Origin of the sequence: Burkholderia sp. USMB20 (genome assembly GCF_000949135.2) — a bacterium.
In the GTDB taxonomy this organism is placed as follows: Bacteria; Pseudomonadota; Gammaproteobacteria; order Burkholderiales; family Burkholderiaceae; genus Burkholderia.
This window is the reverse complement of the sequence record NZ_JTAN02000012.1, coordinates 135,453-152,094: the sequence shown is the minus strand read 5'-3', so window position 1 is coordinate 152,094 and position 16,642 is coordinate 135,453. Positions and strand designations below refer to the sequence as shown.

The window sequence follows — 16,642 nt, the reverse complement described above, 5'->3', positions numbered from 1 at the left end:
TTTCCTCTTGTCGCTTGTCTTGGTCTGTTACAGCGCGTCTGCGCCGGTCTCCCCGGTCCGGATCCGGATCACTTGCTCGATCGGCGTGACGAAGATCTTTCCGTCGCCGATCTTGCCGGTGCGGGCCGCACGCTCGATCGCCTCGACCGCCTGGTCGACGAGATCGTCGGACACGGCCGCCTCGATCTTCATCTTCGGCAGGAAATCGACCACGTATTCGGCGCCCCGGTACAGCTCGGTGTGCCCCTTCTGGCGCCCGAACCCTTTCACCTCAGTGACCGTGATGCCCGAGACGCCGAGCGCGGAGAGCGCTTCGCGCGTCTCATCGAGCTTGAACGGCTTGATGATTGCGGTAATCAGTTTCATGGAGTCCTCTCGCAGGTTGATCCCGTCGAATTGGTTGGAATGGTGTGACCGTCTCTCCTCAGCAACTCGCATGCCATGTTCGCGCGAGCACCGCCTCGAACGGCTCCGAAACGGGGTTGCATCGCGTGCTGAAAGGTACGGAAAGATGCGAAAGCCCGGCCGAATGGCCAACGTGGCCCAGGTTTGCTGGCGCGCCGAAAGGATCATTGCTAGAGTGCACGCACGTCCCGGATCTCCGGGCCATTCACCCATGCGGGCGCCATGCCCGGAATTCGCGCCACGCGCGCACCATTTCCGGTCATGCGTGCATCATGGGCACGTACGCAACTGAAGATGCACACTTTTTGTGCAAGGAAGGAAATCTCATGAAGCAACCCAGCGATGTTTTCAACGACCTGCAGTCGCGCGTCAGCGACCTGCTGAAAAACTCGCCGGCCAAGGATGTCGAGCGCAACGTGAAGGCCATGCTGTCGCAAGGCTTCTCGAAGCTCGATCTCGTCACGCGCGAGGAGTTCGACACGCAGGCACAGGTGCTCGCCCGCACCCGCGTGCGTCTCGAGGAACTCGAGAAGCGCGTCGCGGAACTCGAGCAGAAGCTCGCAGCGTCCCAGGCCTGACGCCCAACCCGACCGACAGGTCCGGGCGCGGGCCGCCTCGTGCGGCCCGCGCCTGACATCCGAAGTCGGCCGGTCAGCCGTTCCGTCGTTCCTCGCAATCCCCCGCTCTTCGCTGTTCGCTGTTCTTCGCTGTTCTTCGCTCTTCGCTGTTCTTCGCTCTTCGCTCTTCGCTCTTCGCTCTTCGCTGTTTTAGCGCTTCGCTGTTCGTCGTTCCTCGTTCTTTTCCGCGCCACGCCGGCAAGCGCGCACCGATTCCTCCGATTCCCGCGGCATGCGGCCCGAATGGCCGTTGCCCGTCCGATTCATTTAAAGGAGCCTCGCCATGTCGCTCGCCGTGGTGCGCAGTCGCGCGCCGGCGGCCGGCCGCGCGCCGGACGTCACCGTCGAAGTCCATCTTGCCAACGGATTGCCGTCGTTCTCGATCGTCGGCCTGCCCGATCTCGAAGTCCGCGAAAGCCGCGAGCGCGTGCGCGCCGCGCTGCAGAACTGCGGATTCGACTTCCCCGTCAGGCGCATCACCGTCAATCTCGCGCCGGCCGACCTGCCGAAGGAGTCCGGCCGCTTCGACCTGCCGATCGCGCTCGGCATCCTCGCCGCGAACGGCCAGCTCCCGGCCGACGCGCTGGCCGGCCGCGAATTCGCGGGCGAACTGTCGCTGACCGGCGCGCTGCGGCCGATGCGGGGCGCGTTCGCGATGGCGTGCGGCGCGGCACGGGACTGGCGCGTCGCGGCGACTGGAGCGGGCTTCGGGTCCTGCGCTGCGGAGACCGGATCCGGCTTCGGCCGCCGCCGCGGGCCCGCGCGGGCTTCGGGTCTTGTGCCGCGGCCGTCGCGCCGTCCGGGCCGGCGGCCGCAGCCCGTCCGCCCGAGCTGTACCTGCCGCTCGACAGCGCGGCCGAGGCCGCGCTGGTGCCCGGTGTCACCGTGTTCGGCGCGCCCGATCTGCCGCGCTGTGCGCGCATCTGGCCGGTGCGCCGGATGCCGGCTCGCGCCGGTCGAGGCGCCCGGCCTCGACGGCGTGCGGCGCCGGCCGCCCCGATCTCGCGGACGTCGTCGGCCAGCGCGGCGCCCGGCGCGCGCTCGAAGTCGCCGCCGCGGGCGGGCACCACATGCTGATGGTGTGTTGGTAGGACCCGCATTATACTCCCGGCATGAAAGCCTATTCCTATCTCCGGTTCTCGACCCCTGAGCAGGCCCAGGGTGATTCCTTCCGCCGACAGACCGCTCTCGCCGAAGCCTACGCGCAGCAACACGGCCTGGAGCTAGACACGGAACTTCGGTTTGCGGACCGGGGCGTGTCAGCCTTTCGGGGCAAGAACGCAGCCACGGGGGCACTCAATCTGTTCTTACGGGCCGTGGAGGATGGAGATATAGACTCGAACTGCTACCTCTTGGTTGAATCCCTGGACCGCATCTCCAGAAACGTCGCCACTGACGCTCAAACCCTGTTCCTGCGCATTGTGAGCCAGGGCGTTACCTTGGTGACCCTCGGGGACGGCAAGGTGTACAGCAAGGCCGCGATTGACGCCAACCCGCTCGACCTGATCATGTCGCTCCTGGTCATGATCCGCGCTCATGAGGAATCGCTGACCAAGTCCAAGCGGCTCAAACAGGCATGGTCGGCCAAGCGGGCAAGGGTCCAGTCTGAGGGGGCAGTTCTCACGTCCAAGGTTCCCGCTTGGCTCCAGGTGGTCAAGGACGATAGCTCGCCTCGCGGTCGAATCGAAGTGATCGAAGACCGCGCCGCCCTGGTCCGTAGGGTCTTCGCGCTCACCCTGGAGGGCCAGGGGAAAGAGACCATCGCCCGGACGTTCAATGAAGAGGGGATCGCCCCGTTCGGTCATGCCCAGCAATGGCACGGGTCCTATGTTCACAAGATTCAGACGAACCCCGCCGTGATTGGTACGCTGACTACCCGCACCCTGGAGCATGTCGACGGCAAGGCGCAACGCCAGCCACATGGCACCGTCCCGGACTATTACCCGGCCGTGATCGACCAGGAGACCTTCGCCCGCGCCCAGGCATTGAAGGCAACCTCGGGGAACACCAAGACCAAGGGCGCGGTGCCGCTTCAGAACGTGTTGGCGGGTCTGGCGGTCTGCCCCCTGTGCGGCTCACGAATGACCCGGGTAACCAAGGGCAGAGGCTCCAAGGCAGGCAAGCCCTATCTGGTCTGCGCTCGGGCCAAGGGCGGCGCGGGGTGCGATTACAAGGCCGTGCGGCTCGATTATGTGGAGATCGCCGTGCGCTCGAGCTATGACGAGATCGCCGCGTCCCTATCCGCGTACGGGTCCGAAGGTCTCGCGGACGAGATCACCAAACTAGACGCCACCGCGATGGCCCTGGGAGATCAGATTGAGGAACTGGTCGACACGCTCGCGACAGTCGGCCGCTCCCCCGCGATCACTAAGCGACTCCGGGAACTGGAGACCGAGTTGGAGGAATTGCAGGAGACGATAAGGGGCAAGCGGACCCTGCTCGGGACTCGGAGCCTTGCGGCACGCCTCGGAGACCTCCGGGGGGCGCTCGACGGCGGCGGGGTCTCAGCGGCCAATACCGCGTTGCGCGAGCTATTCGCCTCGGTGGTGGTCGACTACCAGACCGGCATGTTGGTCATGACCGCGCATAGCGGGGCCGTGGTGCGGACCACGTATCAGTGGCTGGAGACTGACGAGACTCAGGACCCCGCACTAGCGGGTGTCCCGGCGTAGCGGCTACAGGGCCGCAATGTAGTCCGTCAGCGGGCGGAGTTCTTGATGCTGCAAGTCGAAGTAGTTCTGCTGCGCAGCGATTCCCATACGCCCCTGCGGGTCGATCATTGTCGACAGTAGTGCGCAAATGCGTGCCTTGTCGACATTTCTAGGCGCACGCCATCCGTCTGGCCCATCCGGTCTCGCACCGTTGTCTGCGGGTGGGAGGATTCCCCGACATCGTGTAAGAAAGGTTTCCGCCTCTTGCGCAATTTGGGTGGTTTCAACCGTGCGCCAAACCAGCGTCTCCAGCATGCCCGGCTGTCCGTTGCCCGGCAAAATGAGCACCGAGGTCGTCAAAGCTCCCACTGTATTCGGGTTGCTCGGGGCGTCTGGCATAGGCAATCCGTGTTGCCGCAGCCCATGCTGGACGCTTGTGAAAGCGGCGTTCGCATCGCCATCAGCATCGCGAATGACACCAAAATGCGTAACATCATCGAAACCCTCGAAGAACTTCATCGCACCGATGGCCCGGTTGATGTTGTCCTTCCCTTCGCTTTGGAAAATTTCGACATCAGTTCTATCCGCACGGCGAAGGATTTTGTTAATGAGTTCCTCCTCATCGCGCCCTTCGACCAGCAAGACCTTTTGTTTTGAGATTTTCTTTGATTTCGGTCGAGTCATTATCTAACTTCCCATTCGCTATCAAGGGCATAGGCTAATGCTTCCTTGGGATAGGTCTTTGCCACAACTCTCGATTCTTTGTTTCTTTCAAGTCGATGATAGGCAAACCGCTTTTCATCAAACTGTTCGAAGACATTAAAGGCGGCTCTTATGCACTCATAGCTGTGGCTCGTCGCTACAACTTGGCACTTGCTACTGAAAGCGGCCTCACTCAGCGCCTTGATGACGATTTCCAGCGAGCTATGATGAATGCCAACTTCCAATTCATCCAGCAGGACCATGCCGCCCGGCGCTGTTAGTATCGCAAGAACTGCGTTTACCACAACAGAGACGCCCGATCCCAAATACGATAATGGGACTTTTTTCGGCAAGTCTTTAATCGCGACGTTAATAAACGTTGTTCCATTCAATCCCGCGCCGACACTCAACCCCTCAACTCTCGGCTCGATCAGCTTTGCCGCCGCTAAGACTTGGTCGGTCTTTCCCTCGGAATCCAATTGCGTCAAACGAATAGGTCCATTCGCATCATTGAGGCGTCCAGGAATAGTCAAATAGGCGGCTTGCGCTGCTTGACTTTCTTGAATGCTGCCGGTTGCCGAAAATCCGCCGGCATTGAAAGTAACGAAAGTCTCCTGCAGCGTCTTTGTGCCGCGCTTCGCGCGAACCGCAAGCGCAACCTGCCCAGGTTCGCTCTTGAGAGTACCTATGTTTGCAACTCCGCCGGTGAACGGGGTGAAAGCCGTAGGGCGAACGTGGTTCCTGTCGAGACGGAATGTAACTATATCGGTAATCCCGTTCGTATCGGTGCCTGCGATGCTCATGATTCGGCTTAGATCGAACTGGCTGAATGCCGGTCCCCAAAGATTCTCCGGGGTTCCTGCGACCGTAGTTATGCCCCGCCACCCCAAATGACTAAAAAGCGCAGTGGGGTTGACGCGGTCAAAGTACGCGAAGATGGCCTCCAGCAAGGAGGACTTGCCGACATCGTTCCGCCCCCCGACGAGGTTGAAGTACGCCATATTCGGCACCTCGAGATGCTCTAGCCCCTTGTAGTTTTCGATAACGACACTCTTGAGCACGTTTTCTCCTTGTTTTTCGGAAGTGTATCCGGATATCGCGAGCGGCGGCGCGGGTGCCTTATTCTAGGGAGATTGTGTGTCCGTTCGATTGGGCGCATAGCGGCCGCCAGCCGGGCAGGATTCATATAGGGGAAGTTTCAATCTACAGCCAGTCGCTTCCGAGGTCACGCACGGTACCTCTATGACCGGCCACAAGACCCCGGGCATGGGCGCGAACTACGGCAAGGGATACCCGCTGGAGATGCGGGCGGTGTGGGTGAGCAAGGCAGCCGCGCCGTTGTGTGATTAGAACCCAGCGCCCACGGCTGCAGACAGCCCTGCTAGACACTCCTGCGCGGCCAACTCGGCTTGCAGGGCCTCCAGGTGTTCCTCGGCCTGTTCTGCGACCATCTCATCAAACCCCTCTACGACCGTCTCCTGGAGTCCCTGGTCCTCGACCAGGGCCATGGCGACCTCGCCCGCACGTTCCGTGTATTGGCCCAGGGCGATCCCAAGCGCCCGCGCTTTCGCCTTGGAGCTGAGGGGTCCCAGGGCGCTCCGCAGCTTCTCAGCGAACTGTCGGGCCATGCGCTCTTCGGCGCTCTCAGACTCGCCCTCGTCCGTTGCCCACGCGCCGCCGTTCCACTTCTCAGGGATCGGGAGGCCCGCATCCGTACAGCGCCGAATGAACCGCTCCATATGCTCGGCCAGACGTGGGGTCCTGTCTGCGGCCTCGGCACATTGTTTGTGGGTCATGCGCTTGTCGCTGGTTGCACTCAGGCGCTCCAGGATGAGCTGGTAAAGGTATTGCGACTTTTCCGCTGAGGACCATTCAAGGCGCTTCTTCGCGTTGTCGCTGCGCCCTGCGGCCACTCGGGCCTCGTCCAGCGTCCCGGTAAAGACCCGCACGGGGATGTTTTGGCGCTGCCTGCGGTCATATGCGGCCCTGCGGTGCGTCCCGTCAACGATAACAAACCGGTTAGCGCTAATGGGCAGGACCAGGATAGGGTCTAAGTCGGTCTCTTTGTCCAGGCGCTCCGCCAGCTTCGTTACATGGTCGTTGTTAGTTATACCGGCTTTCGACTTGGTGCGGAGGTCGCGTACCTGGAATACCTTCGGGCAGACCAGCACCTTTTTGAGGGGGACGGACAGGGTCTCAGGGGCGCTTTTTTTCCACTGAATCTGCAAAATTCCGAGGTCGGCCGCAGTCCACTCATGCGGCTTGCGGGCCTTATCTGACAAGGGGTTTGGCATGTTTTTGTATCTCGATATGACGCCCAGAGGAACCCGAAATTTCGGGTCCAAGGGGCTTCGGGATTGGTGAGGAGTTGTGTAGTGGGTGCAACGGGCGCTAAGGCCCGCCGCTGCTAGGGTTGCTGGGTTCGTCACTTACCGTAATTGACCAGCGGTTTTACATAGGTCGTGAGATAGGAGCGTTCAGACGGGGACGCCTTCTTCATCACGGCATTAATCGCTTGCTGTTTCACTACAGGGGAGCTGGTGGCCCCGAGTTGATGAGCCACGGACGCAAGGTGCGGGCTGGGAGCGTTCGCAACTGCGTGGTCGACCATCGCCTGATTGCGGCTGACGGCTGCGGCATAGGCTGCCGGGTTGCGAACCGTGGGGGCTTGTGCGAACTGCGCGGCCTGGAGTGCCGGGGACGCGGTCTGTGGAATTGCTCCGTTGCTCTGAAGTCCCCTAAGCCCGTTCTGCAGCGCATAGAACTGCGTCGGATCTGCCACGCCGCCCGTCTGCCGCATTTCGTTCGCGATGGGACCAAGCACCGGGTGATTCGAGAGGATCCGAAGCCCTGCGTTGGCCTGCTGCGGCGTGAGGTTGAGACCAGATTGCCCGCCCTGGAGGAGGGTCTGGTATCCGCCGCCCAGCGGCATCCGGGTAGCAGCTTGGAGCGTGTTCCGTTGCTGCTGGGCCGCTGCTGCCTGGGCTGCTGCTTGGGCCGCTGCCAGCCGCTGTGCGGGTCCCTGGGCCAAGGTTGCCCGCTGGGCCGCTGCCGCCTGCATCCCGCGACCGATGAACGCGCCGGCCTGGGTGTTCACTGCCGCTGCCTGCTGAGACGCCTGGGCCGCTGCTCGCGCCGCTTGGGCACTCCGGGCCATCTGTGCCAGTCCTGCGGCACTCTGGACCGCTTGCCCTGGTCCCTGCTGGGCCAAGAACGCTCCCGCGTTGTTTGCCTGTCCGATTGCGCTGGCGATGTTTGCCGTGCGATTCTCGCGGCCCCCGAGGAGTCCCGTGATTCCCTCGCGGATCGACTTGAGGTTCAGGAGCGGACCGATACCAGGGATGAGATGCAAGGCTCCGTTATCAACGGCCATACGGGCCACGCTCAGGAGCGGGTTGCTCGACACCGGGACCGCTGCCGTAATCGCAAGGGTTCGTTGCTTCTGCTGGATCGCGTCCGCTACCGCATCCCCCACGCCCTGGGGCAATCCCGGCATATTTCGAATCCCGGCGACCTGAGCATCGTTGAGACCCCGAGCGCCCTGGAGCGCCCCGAGCAACTGATTGCCGGATTGTTGGTCGACAACACCGTTACCGACAAGCTGGCGGACGTTCGCCCCGGCCTGCTGGGCGTATCCGTTGGCCAGTGCGTTCGCGTCTGCTGCTCCCAGCTTGGCCCCGCCCTGGGTCGCTCGGTTCTGCAGGGCGCTAAGGTCCTGAATGATCCCGGCGTCCCGCTGGGCTGCGGCCATGGTCCCGGCGTTCGCTTCCGCCCCTGTCTGCCCCAGGGTCCCAAGCTGCTTTAGGGCGCTCGCAACGAGACCGGGCTTCGGTCCTGCCGCTGCCTGGGCGGCTGCGGTGTCCTGGAGGAACTGAGCGGCCCGCTGGGCTTGGGTCGGACCCGTGAAGAGGCCGGGGAGCATGCCGCCTGCGGCTCCCAGCGTCATCGCCGTGTTGAGGTCGTCCGGGTTCTGCTGCCCGTCGTTGTGGCCCAGGTAGCTGGCCCCGCCCTCGACACCGCCAGCGACCGCCCCCGCTGCCATACGGGCAATCTTGCTAGCGGTCGGCACAAGCTCGGCTGCTTTACCTGCCAGCGAGACTGCGCCGGCTCCTGGGACGAGTGGCGCAGCGAGTTGACCGGCCGTGAATGCCGCCCCGCCCGCTTGGTCCTGCTGTCGCTGTTTCAGCAGCTCGTCCTGGTAGGAGGTCCCGTTACGGACGGACTCGGCCAAAGCTGCCAGCTTGTCTGCTGCGCCGAAGGTGAGACCGTCGGCCGCGCCTCGGACCGCTGAGTCCACCGTGTGGAGCGGAGCTGTTTCCAGGCCGTGGCCAATCTGCTGCGCCCCCTTGGCGATTGCGCTGCCGATATTCGAAAGCGTCGACCCCGGATGCTGCCATAGTTGGTTCGCGAACTGCCCGAGGGCCTCGCCCAGGGTCGGATTCTTGGCTGAGGCCGGGGGGCCTACGTTGTCGGCTGTCCCTGCGACCGCTAACGGCGCTCTTTGCGGCTGTGCCGTGGGACTGCGGGGCCGCAATAGGATGCCCTGTGGGGTTGCCTGCCCTGGAGCCTGCGCGGCCGTCGGAGGGCTTCCTGCGGCTACGCCTGCGGGGTGCATCTGCGCCTGCGGCGACCCGGCTCCGCCGATCTGGGCAATCATCCCCTGAATCTGGCTCACGGCGTCTGAATCGTTAGCCGACTGCGCTCGCTGGAGACCGTCCACCAGCCGAGGTCCGAGGGCATCCGAGAGTTGGCCCATGGCGTCCGAGTCCTTGGCCGCTGAGGCTCGCTGATAGGCGGCTAGAAGCTTGGAGACCGGGACTGTCGAGAGGTCCGTGGGTGCGGGTGCGGCGCTCGACTGTGCGGCTTGGACCTGGGCAGGCGCGTTGGCTGCTGGGTCATCGCCTGCGGGCTGGGTGTCGACCGTGGGCGAGGTGTATCCTGCGGGGGCGAAGGCTGCCCACTTCCCTAAGGAATACTGAGGATGTAACGGGGCTTGGGGGGCGGGAATATCGGTTTGATCGGGCATGGTGTTGTGTGGTTAGGCTGCGTTGTTTTGGAGGTAGGTTTCGCGCTGGCGAGCAACCTGCGCTTGGATGGTTCGGACGGAGGCGTCCCGGTCGCAACCGTATCGACGGACTAACAATTCGACCCGCGCCCACTCCCGCTCGGTCAGCTCAGGGTCCCAAGCGCCTCCGGGGAACGCGTTGGCGGGCCTTTGGTCGCGGAAATTGTCGGGATCGAAGTGCGTCGCCTTCATGCGGTTGAGCTTGGCAGGGACTGCCCTGAGGTTGCTCAACGTGTGCAGACCGCTGGCGACGTGGTTCCCCTGGTGATCCTTGGCTACCTTGGGCGTCCTGTGGTCGCCGTGGTGGCCCTCGGGCAGAGCTGCATAGAATGCCCGGAGAGTTTCACGCTCGGCGTTATAGCTGGCCGGGAGATTGCCGCCTGTGGCCTTGCAGTAGGCCTGCGCCGCGCGGTTCTCGCGCCCGTTGCCTCTGTAGCTGGCGCTGGTATTGCGCAAGCTCCGCTGGTACGCCCGCTGATGCGTGTTGTGTGCTTCGCGGCCCTCTGGCGTTGAAACACGCTCTGCGTACTTCTTAGCGCTTAGTGCGGCCTTGCACGTCGCGCACTTGCCGTTGCTCGTATAGTGGGCGGTCCTGCCATGCTGCTGGCAGCGCCATTGGAACGTCTTCAGGCCGACCGCTTTGGCGCGTGCTGCTGCTGCTTTCTTCGTGGTCTTCATGGTCGTTACCCGTTGGTGTCGTAGGTGGTGTTCGCTGCTGCCAGCTCGGCTCGTTTCTGGCGTTCGTAGGCGTCTCGCTTACGATCTGCGGCGCATGCTCGACAATGGCCTTGTCCAGCGGTCCCAAAGGCCGTGAGTCCGTGCTTGTGACAGGTGAACGTGAACGTTTTCTGACCCGCCTTGCGGGCCGCTTCGCGAGCTGAGGTCTTGGTCCCGCGTTTCGCGTAAGGGCGCACGACCGGCGCTTGCGTCGCGGTCGGTGGGTTTGTCTGTCGGGTGTTCATTGGTGCTCCTTTTGGTGCGTGATTCAGCAAAAAATGATGGGAATGTCGCCAAGGCTCGGGCGCGTGACTGCTACGGGCGTGCGAATGCCTCCGCGCGGGTCCGCATGGGGACCGGGAACGGGCTGGCGGTGATTGATTGGGGGATGGGTGAGGCTTAGGGCCGCGAATGGCTCCTAGCGGAAAGGCTGCTTAAAACGTGGGCACCCGTGGTGGCGGTCTTCCTTCTTTAAGTACGGCCTAATTGGCTCGCCGCGTCCCGTAGGGTTCCGAGAGGCCTTCTATACGAGTGGGTAATTCCGCCTGGGTCCGGGGCGTTCTTAGGATGGTGTCGACTAAACCCGCCGCTGTTGCGCTCGGCCTTGGAGTCCCCGGTAATCGCCTCGGCGCTCGGCTGCCTTTTCCATAAGTGGCGACAAATTCACCGGGTCGCTTGGCAGAAGGGAAATTTTCTTCTCTGACAATCGCGGCCTCTTCTCTTACAGGAGGATAAATTCCATGTCCTTGTTTCTAAAGCAGAAAAATTAGAGATTCGCGGAAACCTGAATATTCCTCAAATCAGCCAATATGCAGCATATTTTTCTACTATTGGTCGCTATCGGAGAGTACCGAGGAAAGCCCGTCCGACTGGCGAAAAGCCATGTTGCAAAAGCGCAATAAGTATTACCAGGGCCTTTCTCTTGTTGCAGTGGCGACTAAATGCAAAACGGCCCCGAAGGGCCGCTAGGTGGTCGTTGGTCTTCTATACCGGGCCGTTATTGCTCAATCACATAGCAAATGTCTTCCGACCACTCGGCCTCATTCCCCGCGTCAATCACATAGCAAATGTCTTCGTCCTGCGCTGCTGCTGCTGCCCCGTCAATGATGGTGTAAACGTTCTGGTCCATTCGTTCTTGCTTCTTTGGTTGGTGGTTTGTTGGTGTTTCCGAGGGCCTCGCGGCCCCCTGGGTTACTTCGAAAGGTACTGATACAGCGTCTCGCGGCTGATGCCGAAGTCCCGCGCAACTTGGGCCTTAGGTTCCCCCGAGTTCACCCGGGCCAGCATCGCCGTTACCTGCTCGGCCGATAGCTTGGCCTTGCCGCCCCGGTACTTCCCCTCGGCCTTAGCTACCGCGATGCCCTCGCGCTGCCGCTCCAGAATGATCGCCCGCTCAAACTGAGCCACCGACCCGAGCATCGACAGCATGAGGGTCTGGAAGGGGTCCGCACGGTCTGCGGTGAAGTTGAGACCTTCTTTCACAAACGACAGCGCTACACCCTTGGCGGTCAGCGTTTCGACCAGTTGCAGGAGGTCTGCCGTGTTCCGTGCCAAGCGGTCAATTGAGTGGACATACACATGATCTCCAGACCGAGCGTGGCGCATGAGGGCCTCAAGCTGGGGGCGCTTCGTGTCCTTGCCGCTGGCCTTGTCCGTGAACTCGGCATCAAACGTCATACCGTCAAGCTGGCGGGCCGTGTTCTGGTCGACCGTGCTAACCCTGCGGTACCCGATGCGTTGCCCCTTGCTCATGTCCTGCTCCCGTTGGTAAGTGTCAGGACGAAGTCTAAGATGTGGTCGACAGAGTGTCAAGCAAATCGGAAAACAACTTCGACCTGACACATTCCGCCTATGCGCCTGACGTCAGGTCATGGTGTAGTCTGGTCTGACAGTGCCCGCTGGCGCTTCTCAGTTGGCGTGTTGCATGAAGGTGGCGAACAGCTCGATCCCAAACAGGACCAAGACACCCAGGAACACCCAGCCAATGTGCTTGTACAAGAACGCGCTGGCGCTACGGGCCAATAAGAATGGAAGACTGAGCACCAGGAGCGTCAGGCGACCAAGGTTCAGCAGTAGGTCCAAGGGCCACGCGACTACCAGAGCGAGCCTGAGCAACAGGGACGGTGCAGCAATCGCGAGGAGGATCAGGAACAGCAGAACGACAATGATGGTGAGCATGGTTGGTCTCGTCGGTGTTTGGTCCGCATCCGTGCTGGCGGCGCGGGTTTCACTTGGCTGATTTATTTCGGGCGGCGCTTTCTGAGGTACCCCCCTATCGGCGTTTCAGGGCACTTCAAAAACTCCGGTAAAGCTCGAGTCGCCGTTGTTGTTGTTCAGGTCGCGTGAGTGGAGTTGTCCGCCAGAGATTTCCGTTTGGATTTCGCAAGGTACCCCCTACCTACCCCAGGGGGTCCCTGCAGAACAGGGGGGCCTTACTCTCCAAAGGGGCCACCCCCGGTAGGGGCGCGGCCTCCAGTGGGCGTTTCCGGTCGGGTCTCATCGTCCCTCCATGCTGATGATCGGGCCGCCCGGCGCCGGCAAGTCGATGCTCGCCGCGCGGCTGCCCGGCCTCCTGCCGCCGCTGACCGACGACGAGGCGCTGGCGTCGGCCGCGCTCCTTTCTGCGAGCCGCATCGGCTTCTCGCCCGCGCACTGGCGGCGGCGCCCATTCCGCGCGCCGCACCACTCGTCGAGCGCCGCCGCGCTGGTCGGCGGCCGCAACCCGCCGCAGCCGGGCGAGATCACGCTCGCGCACCTCGGCGTACTGTTTCTCGACGAGTTGCCCGAATTCGACCGGCACGTGCTGGAGATGCTGCGCGAGCCACTGGAAGTCGGCCGCATCACGATCTCGCGCGCGGCGCAGCAGGCCGACTTCCCTGCCGCGTGCCAGCTGATCGCCGCGATGAATCCGTGCCCGTGCGGCTGGCATGGCGATCCGTCCGGGCGCTGCCGCTGCACCCCGGAGCTCGCCACGCGCTATCTGCGCAAGCTGTCGGGGCCGTTGCTCGACCGCATCGACATCCAGATCGACCTGCCCGCGCTATCGCCGGCCGAACTCGCGTCGCGCGCGACGGCGCCCGGCGAGCCGAGCACCGCGGTCGCCGCGCGGGTCGCCCGGGCGCGTGCGCTGCAGCTCGACCGGCAGGGCAAGACCAATCACATGCTGAGCGGGCGCGAGACCGACGACCTGTGCCGGCCGACCGACGACGGCGAGCGACTGCTGCGCGAGGCCGGCGAGCGCTTCGGCTGGTCGGCACGCGCGTATTTCCGCGTGTTGAAGGTCGCACGGACGATCGCCGACCTGGCCGGCGACCCATTGCCGACGGCCGCGCAGATCGCCGAGGCGATCCGCTACCGGCGTGCGCTCACGGCACTGTGAATGCCCGCGGAGGACAAAATATGACTGTCAAGACTTGACTTATGCACAATTTCACGAATCCGGCCCCTCATCACCCGGCGCGGGCACCTCTTCGTCATGAGATTCGTATCCCTTTGTTTTTATTGATTTTTCCTAAATTAATGGCCAACCGTCAAATGCGCCGGAAGGCCGTCCGGCGCGGCTTTGCGGGCGATTCGGTCAACTTTTCAACAAAGTTATCCACATGCGCTGTGGATAGCCGAAAAATCCCCGCAAAATCCGGCGATTAGCGTCGAAAGCTGCGAATGAACTTTCAATTGTCATGAAGTGTCCGAGCGCCCGCGCCGGCCGCTGTTCAGTCGAGTTTGAACGAGCCGAAAAACTGGTCGAGCTGCTCCTGCGCGAGCGGCCCGTCGGCGATCGCGACGGCCTGGTACGCGTGCCGGCCGCGCGCCACGAGCCGCGCGACGATCGTCTTGCGCGAGCGGTCGCCGCCGCTCGCCGCGCCCGCGATGCGCAGCTCGAGCCCGTTCACCGCGCCACCGGCCGCGAGCGGCACCGGCACCGAGGCCGTCTGCGGCACGCCTTCGAGATTGCGCGACAGCCCGGAACGCAGGAACTCGAGCGCCGCGCGGCGCGTGTCGTCGCGGTCGTCGGGCAGCGTCAGCGTGCCGACCGCGAACACCGCGCCGTCGACGTGCGCGGCCTGCATCCGCATCGGCATCGACGCGCCGCCGACCGCCACCGGCTGGTTCTCGACGGTCGGCTTCGCCGGCAGGTCGATCGTGTAGCCGGCGTCGTTGTGCAGCGTACGCCAGTCATATGACGGCGAGCACGCGGCCAGCGCCGCGCTCACGCACGCGAGCGCGGCGAAGTGTCGCAGCGGACGAAAAAGGGGGCGCAACGAATCGATGACTTCCTTCGGCATGGCAGTGATGGGGACAGGCAAAAGGCCCATTATCCGCCGAAGCCGACACCCGGGATGTGTGGCGGCCGCCGGTGCGTGCGCCGCATTCGCGCTAAAATAACTGCCGAATTTCGACGTCCTTTGCATCGACCCGCGTCATCGACCGACTCCGAGAGCACCGCAGATGAACACCACGCCTCCCGCCCAGCGCCGCACCGGCCCCGCCCGCTATATCGTCGCGGCCGTCGTCGTCGCGGCCATCGCCGTTGCCGGCTTCTTCGCGTTCAACGGCAAGTCCACCGTGCCGGACGCCACGTTCACGCTGCTGTCCGGTCAGAAGGTGTCGACGGCCGGCGACCTGAAGGGCAAGGTCTACCTCGTGAACTTCTGGGCGACGAGCTGCGCGACCTGCATGCAGGAAATGCCGCAGATGGTCGATACCTACAATCGCTTCAAGGGGCAGGGGCTGGAGTTCGTCGCGGTCGCGATGAACTACGATCCGCCGATGTACGTCGCGAACTATGCGCAGACGCGCCAGCTGCCGTTCAAGGTCGCGCTCGACGACGGCAGCGTCGCGAAGCAGTTCGGCAACGTGCAGCTCACGCCGACCACCTTCGTCGTCGACAAGGACGGCAAGATCCTGAAGCGCTACGTCGGCGCCCCGCAATTCGCGGAACTCGACGCGCTGCTCAAGAAGGCGCTCGACGGCAACGCGGCCTGAGCGCCGCCTCCGCACGACACGACGCGCAGGGCCGCCCGCCGCGCCCTGCTCCACATGACGGACCGCACGACCGGCCAGCCCGGTTCCGCGGTCCGTCTCTTTTTCAGCGCTCGGTTTCGCCTTTCGCCGACAGCCCGTAGCGCTTCATCTTCTCGTACAGCGTCGCCTTGCCGACATGCAGCCGGTCGGCCGTCGCGGCGACCGCGCCGCCCGTCTGGTTCAGCGCCTCGGCGATCACCGCGCGCTCGAACTGCTCGATGCGCTCCTTCAGCGTCTGGTCGCTCTCGGCGTCGTCGCCGCTCGCACCGGCTTCCTGCGGCATGTCGGCGACGCCGAGCACGAAGCGGTCGGCCGCGTTGCGCAGCTCGCGCACGTTGCCGGGCCAGTCGCGCTGCATCAGGCTCGCGCGCTGCCGGTCGGTCAGCACGGGGGCCGGCCGCCCGTAGCGCACGGCCGCGTCGAGCATGAAGTGCTCGAATAGCGGCACGATGTCCTCGCGGCGCTCGGCGAGCGGCGGCAGCGCGATCGTCACGACGTTGAGCCGGTACAGCAGGTCGCGCCGGAACGTGCCGGCCGCGACGAGTTCGCTCATGTCGCCTTTCGCGGCCGCGACGACGCGGCAGTTCACGCGGATCGGCTGATTCGAGCCGAGCCGCTCGAGCACGCCGTCCTGCAGCACGCGCAGGAGCTTCACCTGCAGCGCGAGCGGCATGCTTTCGATTTCGTCGAGGAACAGCGTGCCGCCGGACGCATATTCGAGCTTGCCGACGCGGCGCTTCGCGGCGCCGGTGAACGCGCCGGGCTCGTAGCCGAACATCTCCGACTCGAACATCGGCTCGGGCAGCGCGCCGCAGTTCACCGCGATGAACGGCTTGTCGCGGCGCGGCGACAGCTCGTGCAGGCTGCGCGCGATCAGCTCCTTGCCGGCGCCCGTGTCGCCGTTGATCAGCACCGATGCGTCGGTGGGCGCGACGTTCGCGATCAGCTTGCGCACCTGTTCGATCGCCGGACTGCGGCCGATGATGCGCGGCGCGACGATGTTCTGGCCGGCCAGCTCGCGCCGCAGCGCATGGTTCTCGAGCACGAGCTCGCGCCGCTCGAGCGCGCGGCGGACCGTCTCGATCAGCCGCTCGGCCGCGAACGGCTTTTCGATGAAGTCGTACGCGCCGTCGCGCATCGCCTGCACGGCCATCGAGATGTCGCCGTGGCCGGTGACGAGGATCACGGGCACGTCGGGCACGCGCTCGCGGCACTGCGCGAGCAGGTCGAGCCCGCTTGCGCCGGGCAGCCGGATGTCGCTGACGATCGCGCCGGCGGTTTCCGCGACGATCGCCTTGTCGGCCGCCTCGGCCGATTCGAACCCGACGACGTCGAACCCGGCGAGCTGGAGGCTCTGCACGCTCGCCCGGCGAACGAGCGCATCGTCTTCGATATAGATCACTTGCAGCCGGTTGGCCATCGTAGTCACTTGCTCCTGACAGACCGCGCGGCGGTGGTGC

At 63.9% G+C, this 16,642-nt stretch carries 14 protein-coding genes and 2 pseudogenes; 5 read left to right on the top strand and 11 right to left on the bottom strand.

Annotated elements, in window-relative coordinates; genetic code table 11:
- Positions 1-27: 27 nt before the first annotated feature.
- A complete protein-coding gene (locus PL79_RS13845) occupies positions 28-366 on the bottom strand; it encodes a P-II family nitrogen regulator (protein ID WP_006398175.1) in 339 nt (112 codons plus the stop codon).
- A gap of 365 nt (positions 367-731) precedes the next feature.
- On the opposite strand from PL79_RS13845, the gene PL79_RS13840 reads away from it, so the two are divergent.
- From PL79_RS13840 to PL79_RS13830, 3 genes and pseudogenes are all read left to right on the top strand, one after another.
- Positions 732-983 carry an accessory factor UbiK family protein gene (locus PL79_RS13840; protein ID WP_006398174.1) on the top strand — a complete coding sequence of 84 codons (252 nt, stop codon included), beginning with the start codon at positions 732-734 and terminating at the stop codon, positions 981-983.
- A 322-nt stretch (positions 984-1,305) separates the two neighbouring features.
- Positions 1,306-2,104, top strand: a pseudogene (locus PL79_RS13835) (magnesium chelatase domain-containing protein); the annotation flags it as partial.
- Positions 2,105-2,134: 30 nt separating this feature from the next.
- Positions 2,135-3,694 (top strand): recombinase family protein, encoded by a 1,560-nt coding sequence (locus PL79_RS13830; RefSeq protein WP_082088627.1) that lies wholly within the window; start codon positions 2,135-2,137, stop codon positions 3,692-3,694.
- 3 nt (positions 3,695-3,697) lie between these two features.
- On the opposite strand, the gene PL79_RS13825 is transcribed toward PL79_RS13830, so the two are convergent.
- The 8 genes from PL79_RS13825 to PL79_RS13795 form a co-directional block, all read right to left on the bottom strand.
- Positions 3,698-4,357 (bottom strand): DUF3226 domain-containing protein, encoded by a 660-nt coding sequence (locus PL79_RS13825; protein WP_135801058.1) that lies wholly within the window; start codon positions 4,355-4,357, stop codon positions 3,698-3,700.
- Complete coding sequence (locus PL79_RS13820; protein ID WP_082088628.1) at positions 4,357-5,436, bottom strand: AAA family ATPase; 1,080 nt, start codon at positions 5,434-5,436, stop codon at positions 4,357-4,359. The genes PL79_RS13825 and PL79_RS13820 overlap by 1 nt, the downstream gene beginning before the upstream one ends.
- 285 nt (positions 5,437-5,721) lie before the next feature.
- A complete protein-coding gene (locus tag PL79_RS13815) occupies positions 5,722-6,669 on the bottom strand; it encodes a ParB/RepB/Spo0J family partition protein (protein WP_044846733.1) in 948 nt (315 codons plus the stop codon).
- 131 nt (positions 6,670-6,800) lie between these two features.
- Positions 6,801-9,050: a hypothetical protein gene (locus PL79_RS13810; RefSeq protein WP_135801057.1), complete on the bottom strand. Its 2,250-nt coding sequence runs from the start codon at positions 9,048-9,050 to the stop codon at positions 6,801-6,803.
- 363 nt (positions 9,051-9,413) lie between these two features.
- A complete protein-coding gene (locus tag PL79_RS13805; RefSeq protein ID WP_044846735.1) occupies positions 9,414-10,118 on the bottom strand; it encodes a hypothetical protein in 705 nt (234 codons plus the stop codon).
- 1,036 nt (positions 10,119-11,154) lie between these two features.
- Positions 11,155-11,286 carry a hypothetical protein gene (locus PL79_RS36890; RefSeq protein ID WP_268906929.1) on the bottom strand — a complete coding sequence of 44 codons (132 nt, stop codon included), beginning with the start codon at positions 11,284-11,286 and terminating at the stop codon, positions 11,155-11,157.
- A gap of 62 nt (positions 11,287-11,348) precedes the next feature.
- Entirely contained in the window at positions 11,349-11,909 is a 561-nt protein-coding gene (locus PL79_RS13800) for a recombinase family protein (RefSeq protein WP_044846736.1), read from the bottom strand.
- 156 nt (positions 11,910-12,065) lie between these two features.
- On the bottom strand, positions 12,066-12,335 hold the full coding sequence (locus tag PL79_RS13795) for a hypothetical protein (protein ID WP_044846737.1): 270 nt from the start codon (positions 12,333-12,335) through the stop codon (positions 12,066-12,068).
- Positions 12,336-12,660: 325 nt separating this feature from the next.
- Between PL79_RS13795 and PL79_RS13790 the strand changes: the two are divergent.
- Positions 12,661-13,536, top strand: a pseudogene (locus tag PL79_RS13790) (YifB family Mg chelatase-like AAA ATPase); the annotation flags it as partial.
- Between the two features lie 334 nt (positions 13,537-13,870).
- On the opposite strand, the gene PL79_RS13780 reads toward PL79_RS13790, so the two are convergent.
- Positions 13,871-14,443 (bottom strand): hypothetical protein, encoded by a 573-nt coding sequence (locus tag PL79_RS13780; protein ID WP_044846738.1) that lies wholly within the window; start codon positions 14,441-14,443, stop codon positions 13,871-13,873.
- A gap of 163 nt (positions 14,444-14,606) precedes the next feature.
- Between PL79_RS13780 and PL79_RS13775 the strand changes: the two genes are divergently transcribed.
- Positions 14,607-15,143 (top strand): peroxiredoxin family protein, encoded by a 537-nt coding sequence (locus PL79_RS13775; protein WP_044846739.1) that lies wholly within the window; start codon positions 14,607-14,609, stop codon positions 15,141-15,143.
- 103 nt (positions 15,144-15,246) lie between these two features.
- On the opposite strand, the gene PL79_RS13770 is transcribed toward PL79_RS13775, so the two are convergent.
- Positions 15,247-16,602: a sigma-54-dependent transcriptional regulator gene (locus PL79_RS13770; RefSeq protein ID WP_044846740.1), complete on the bottom strand. Its 1,356-nt coding sequence runs from the start codon at positions 16,600-16,602 to the stop codon at positions 15,247-15,249.
- Positions 16,603-16,642: the final 40 nt, after the last annotated feature.

Bases quoted from the DNA above. Each gene is read 5' to 3' on its own strand.
- PL79_RS13845 (WP_006398175.1), bottom strand. From the start codon at position 366: ATGAAACTGATTACCGCAATCATCAAGCCGTTCAAGCTCGATGAGACG.
- PL79_RS13840 (WP_006398174.1), top strand. From the start codon at position 732: ATGAAGCAACCCAGCGATGTTTTCAACGACCTGCAGTCGCGCGTCAGC.
- PL79_RS13830 (WP_082088627.1), top strand. From the start codon at position 2,135: ATGAAAGCCTATTCCTATCTCCGGTTCTCGACCCCTGAGCAGGCCCAG.
- PL79_RS13825 (WP_135801058.1), bottom strand. From the start codon at position 4,357: ATGACTCGACCGAAATCAAAGAAAATCTCAAAACAAAAGGTCTTGCTG.
- PL79_RS13815 (WP_044846733.1), bottom strand. From the start codon at position 6,669: ATGCCAAACCCCTTGTCAGATAAGGCCCGCAAGCCGCATGAGTGGACT.
- PL79_RS13805 (WP_044846735.1), bottom strand. From the start codon at position 10,118: ATGAAGACCACGAAGAAAGCAGCAGCAGCACGCGCCAAAGCGGTCGGC.
- PL79_RS36890 (WP_268906929.1), bottom strand. From the start codon at position 11,286: ATGGACCAGAACGTTTACACCATCATTGACGGGGCAGCAGCAGCAGCG.
- PL79_RS13800 (WP_044846736.1), bottom strand. From the start codon at position 11,909: ATGAGCAAGGGGCAACGCATCGGGTACCGCAGGGTTAGCACGGTCGAC.
- PL79_RS13795 (WP_044846737.1), bottom strand. From the start codon at position 12,335: ATGCTCACCATCATTGTCGTTCTGCTGTTCCTGATCCTCCTCGCGATT.
- PL79_RS13780 (WP_044846738.1), bottom strand. From the start codon at position 14,443: ATGCCGAAGGAAGTCATCGATTCGTTGCGCCCCCTTTTTCGTCCGCTG.
- PL79_RS13775 (WP_044846739.1), top strand. From the start codon at position 14,607: ATGAACACCACGCCTCCCGCCCAGCGCCGCACCGGCCCCGCCCGCTAT.
- PL79_RS13770 (WP_044846740.1), bottom strand. From the start codon at position 16,602: ATGGCCAACCGGCTGCAAGTGATCTATATCGAAGACGATGCGCTCGTT.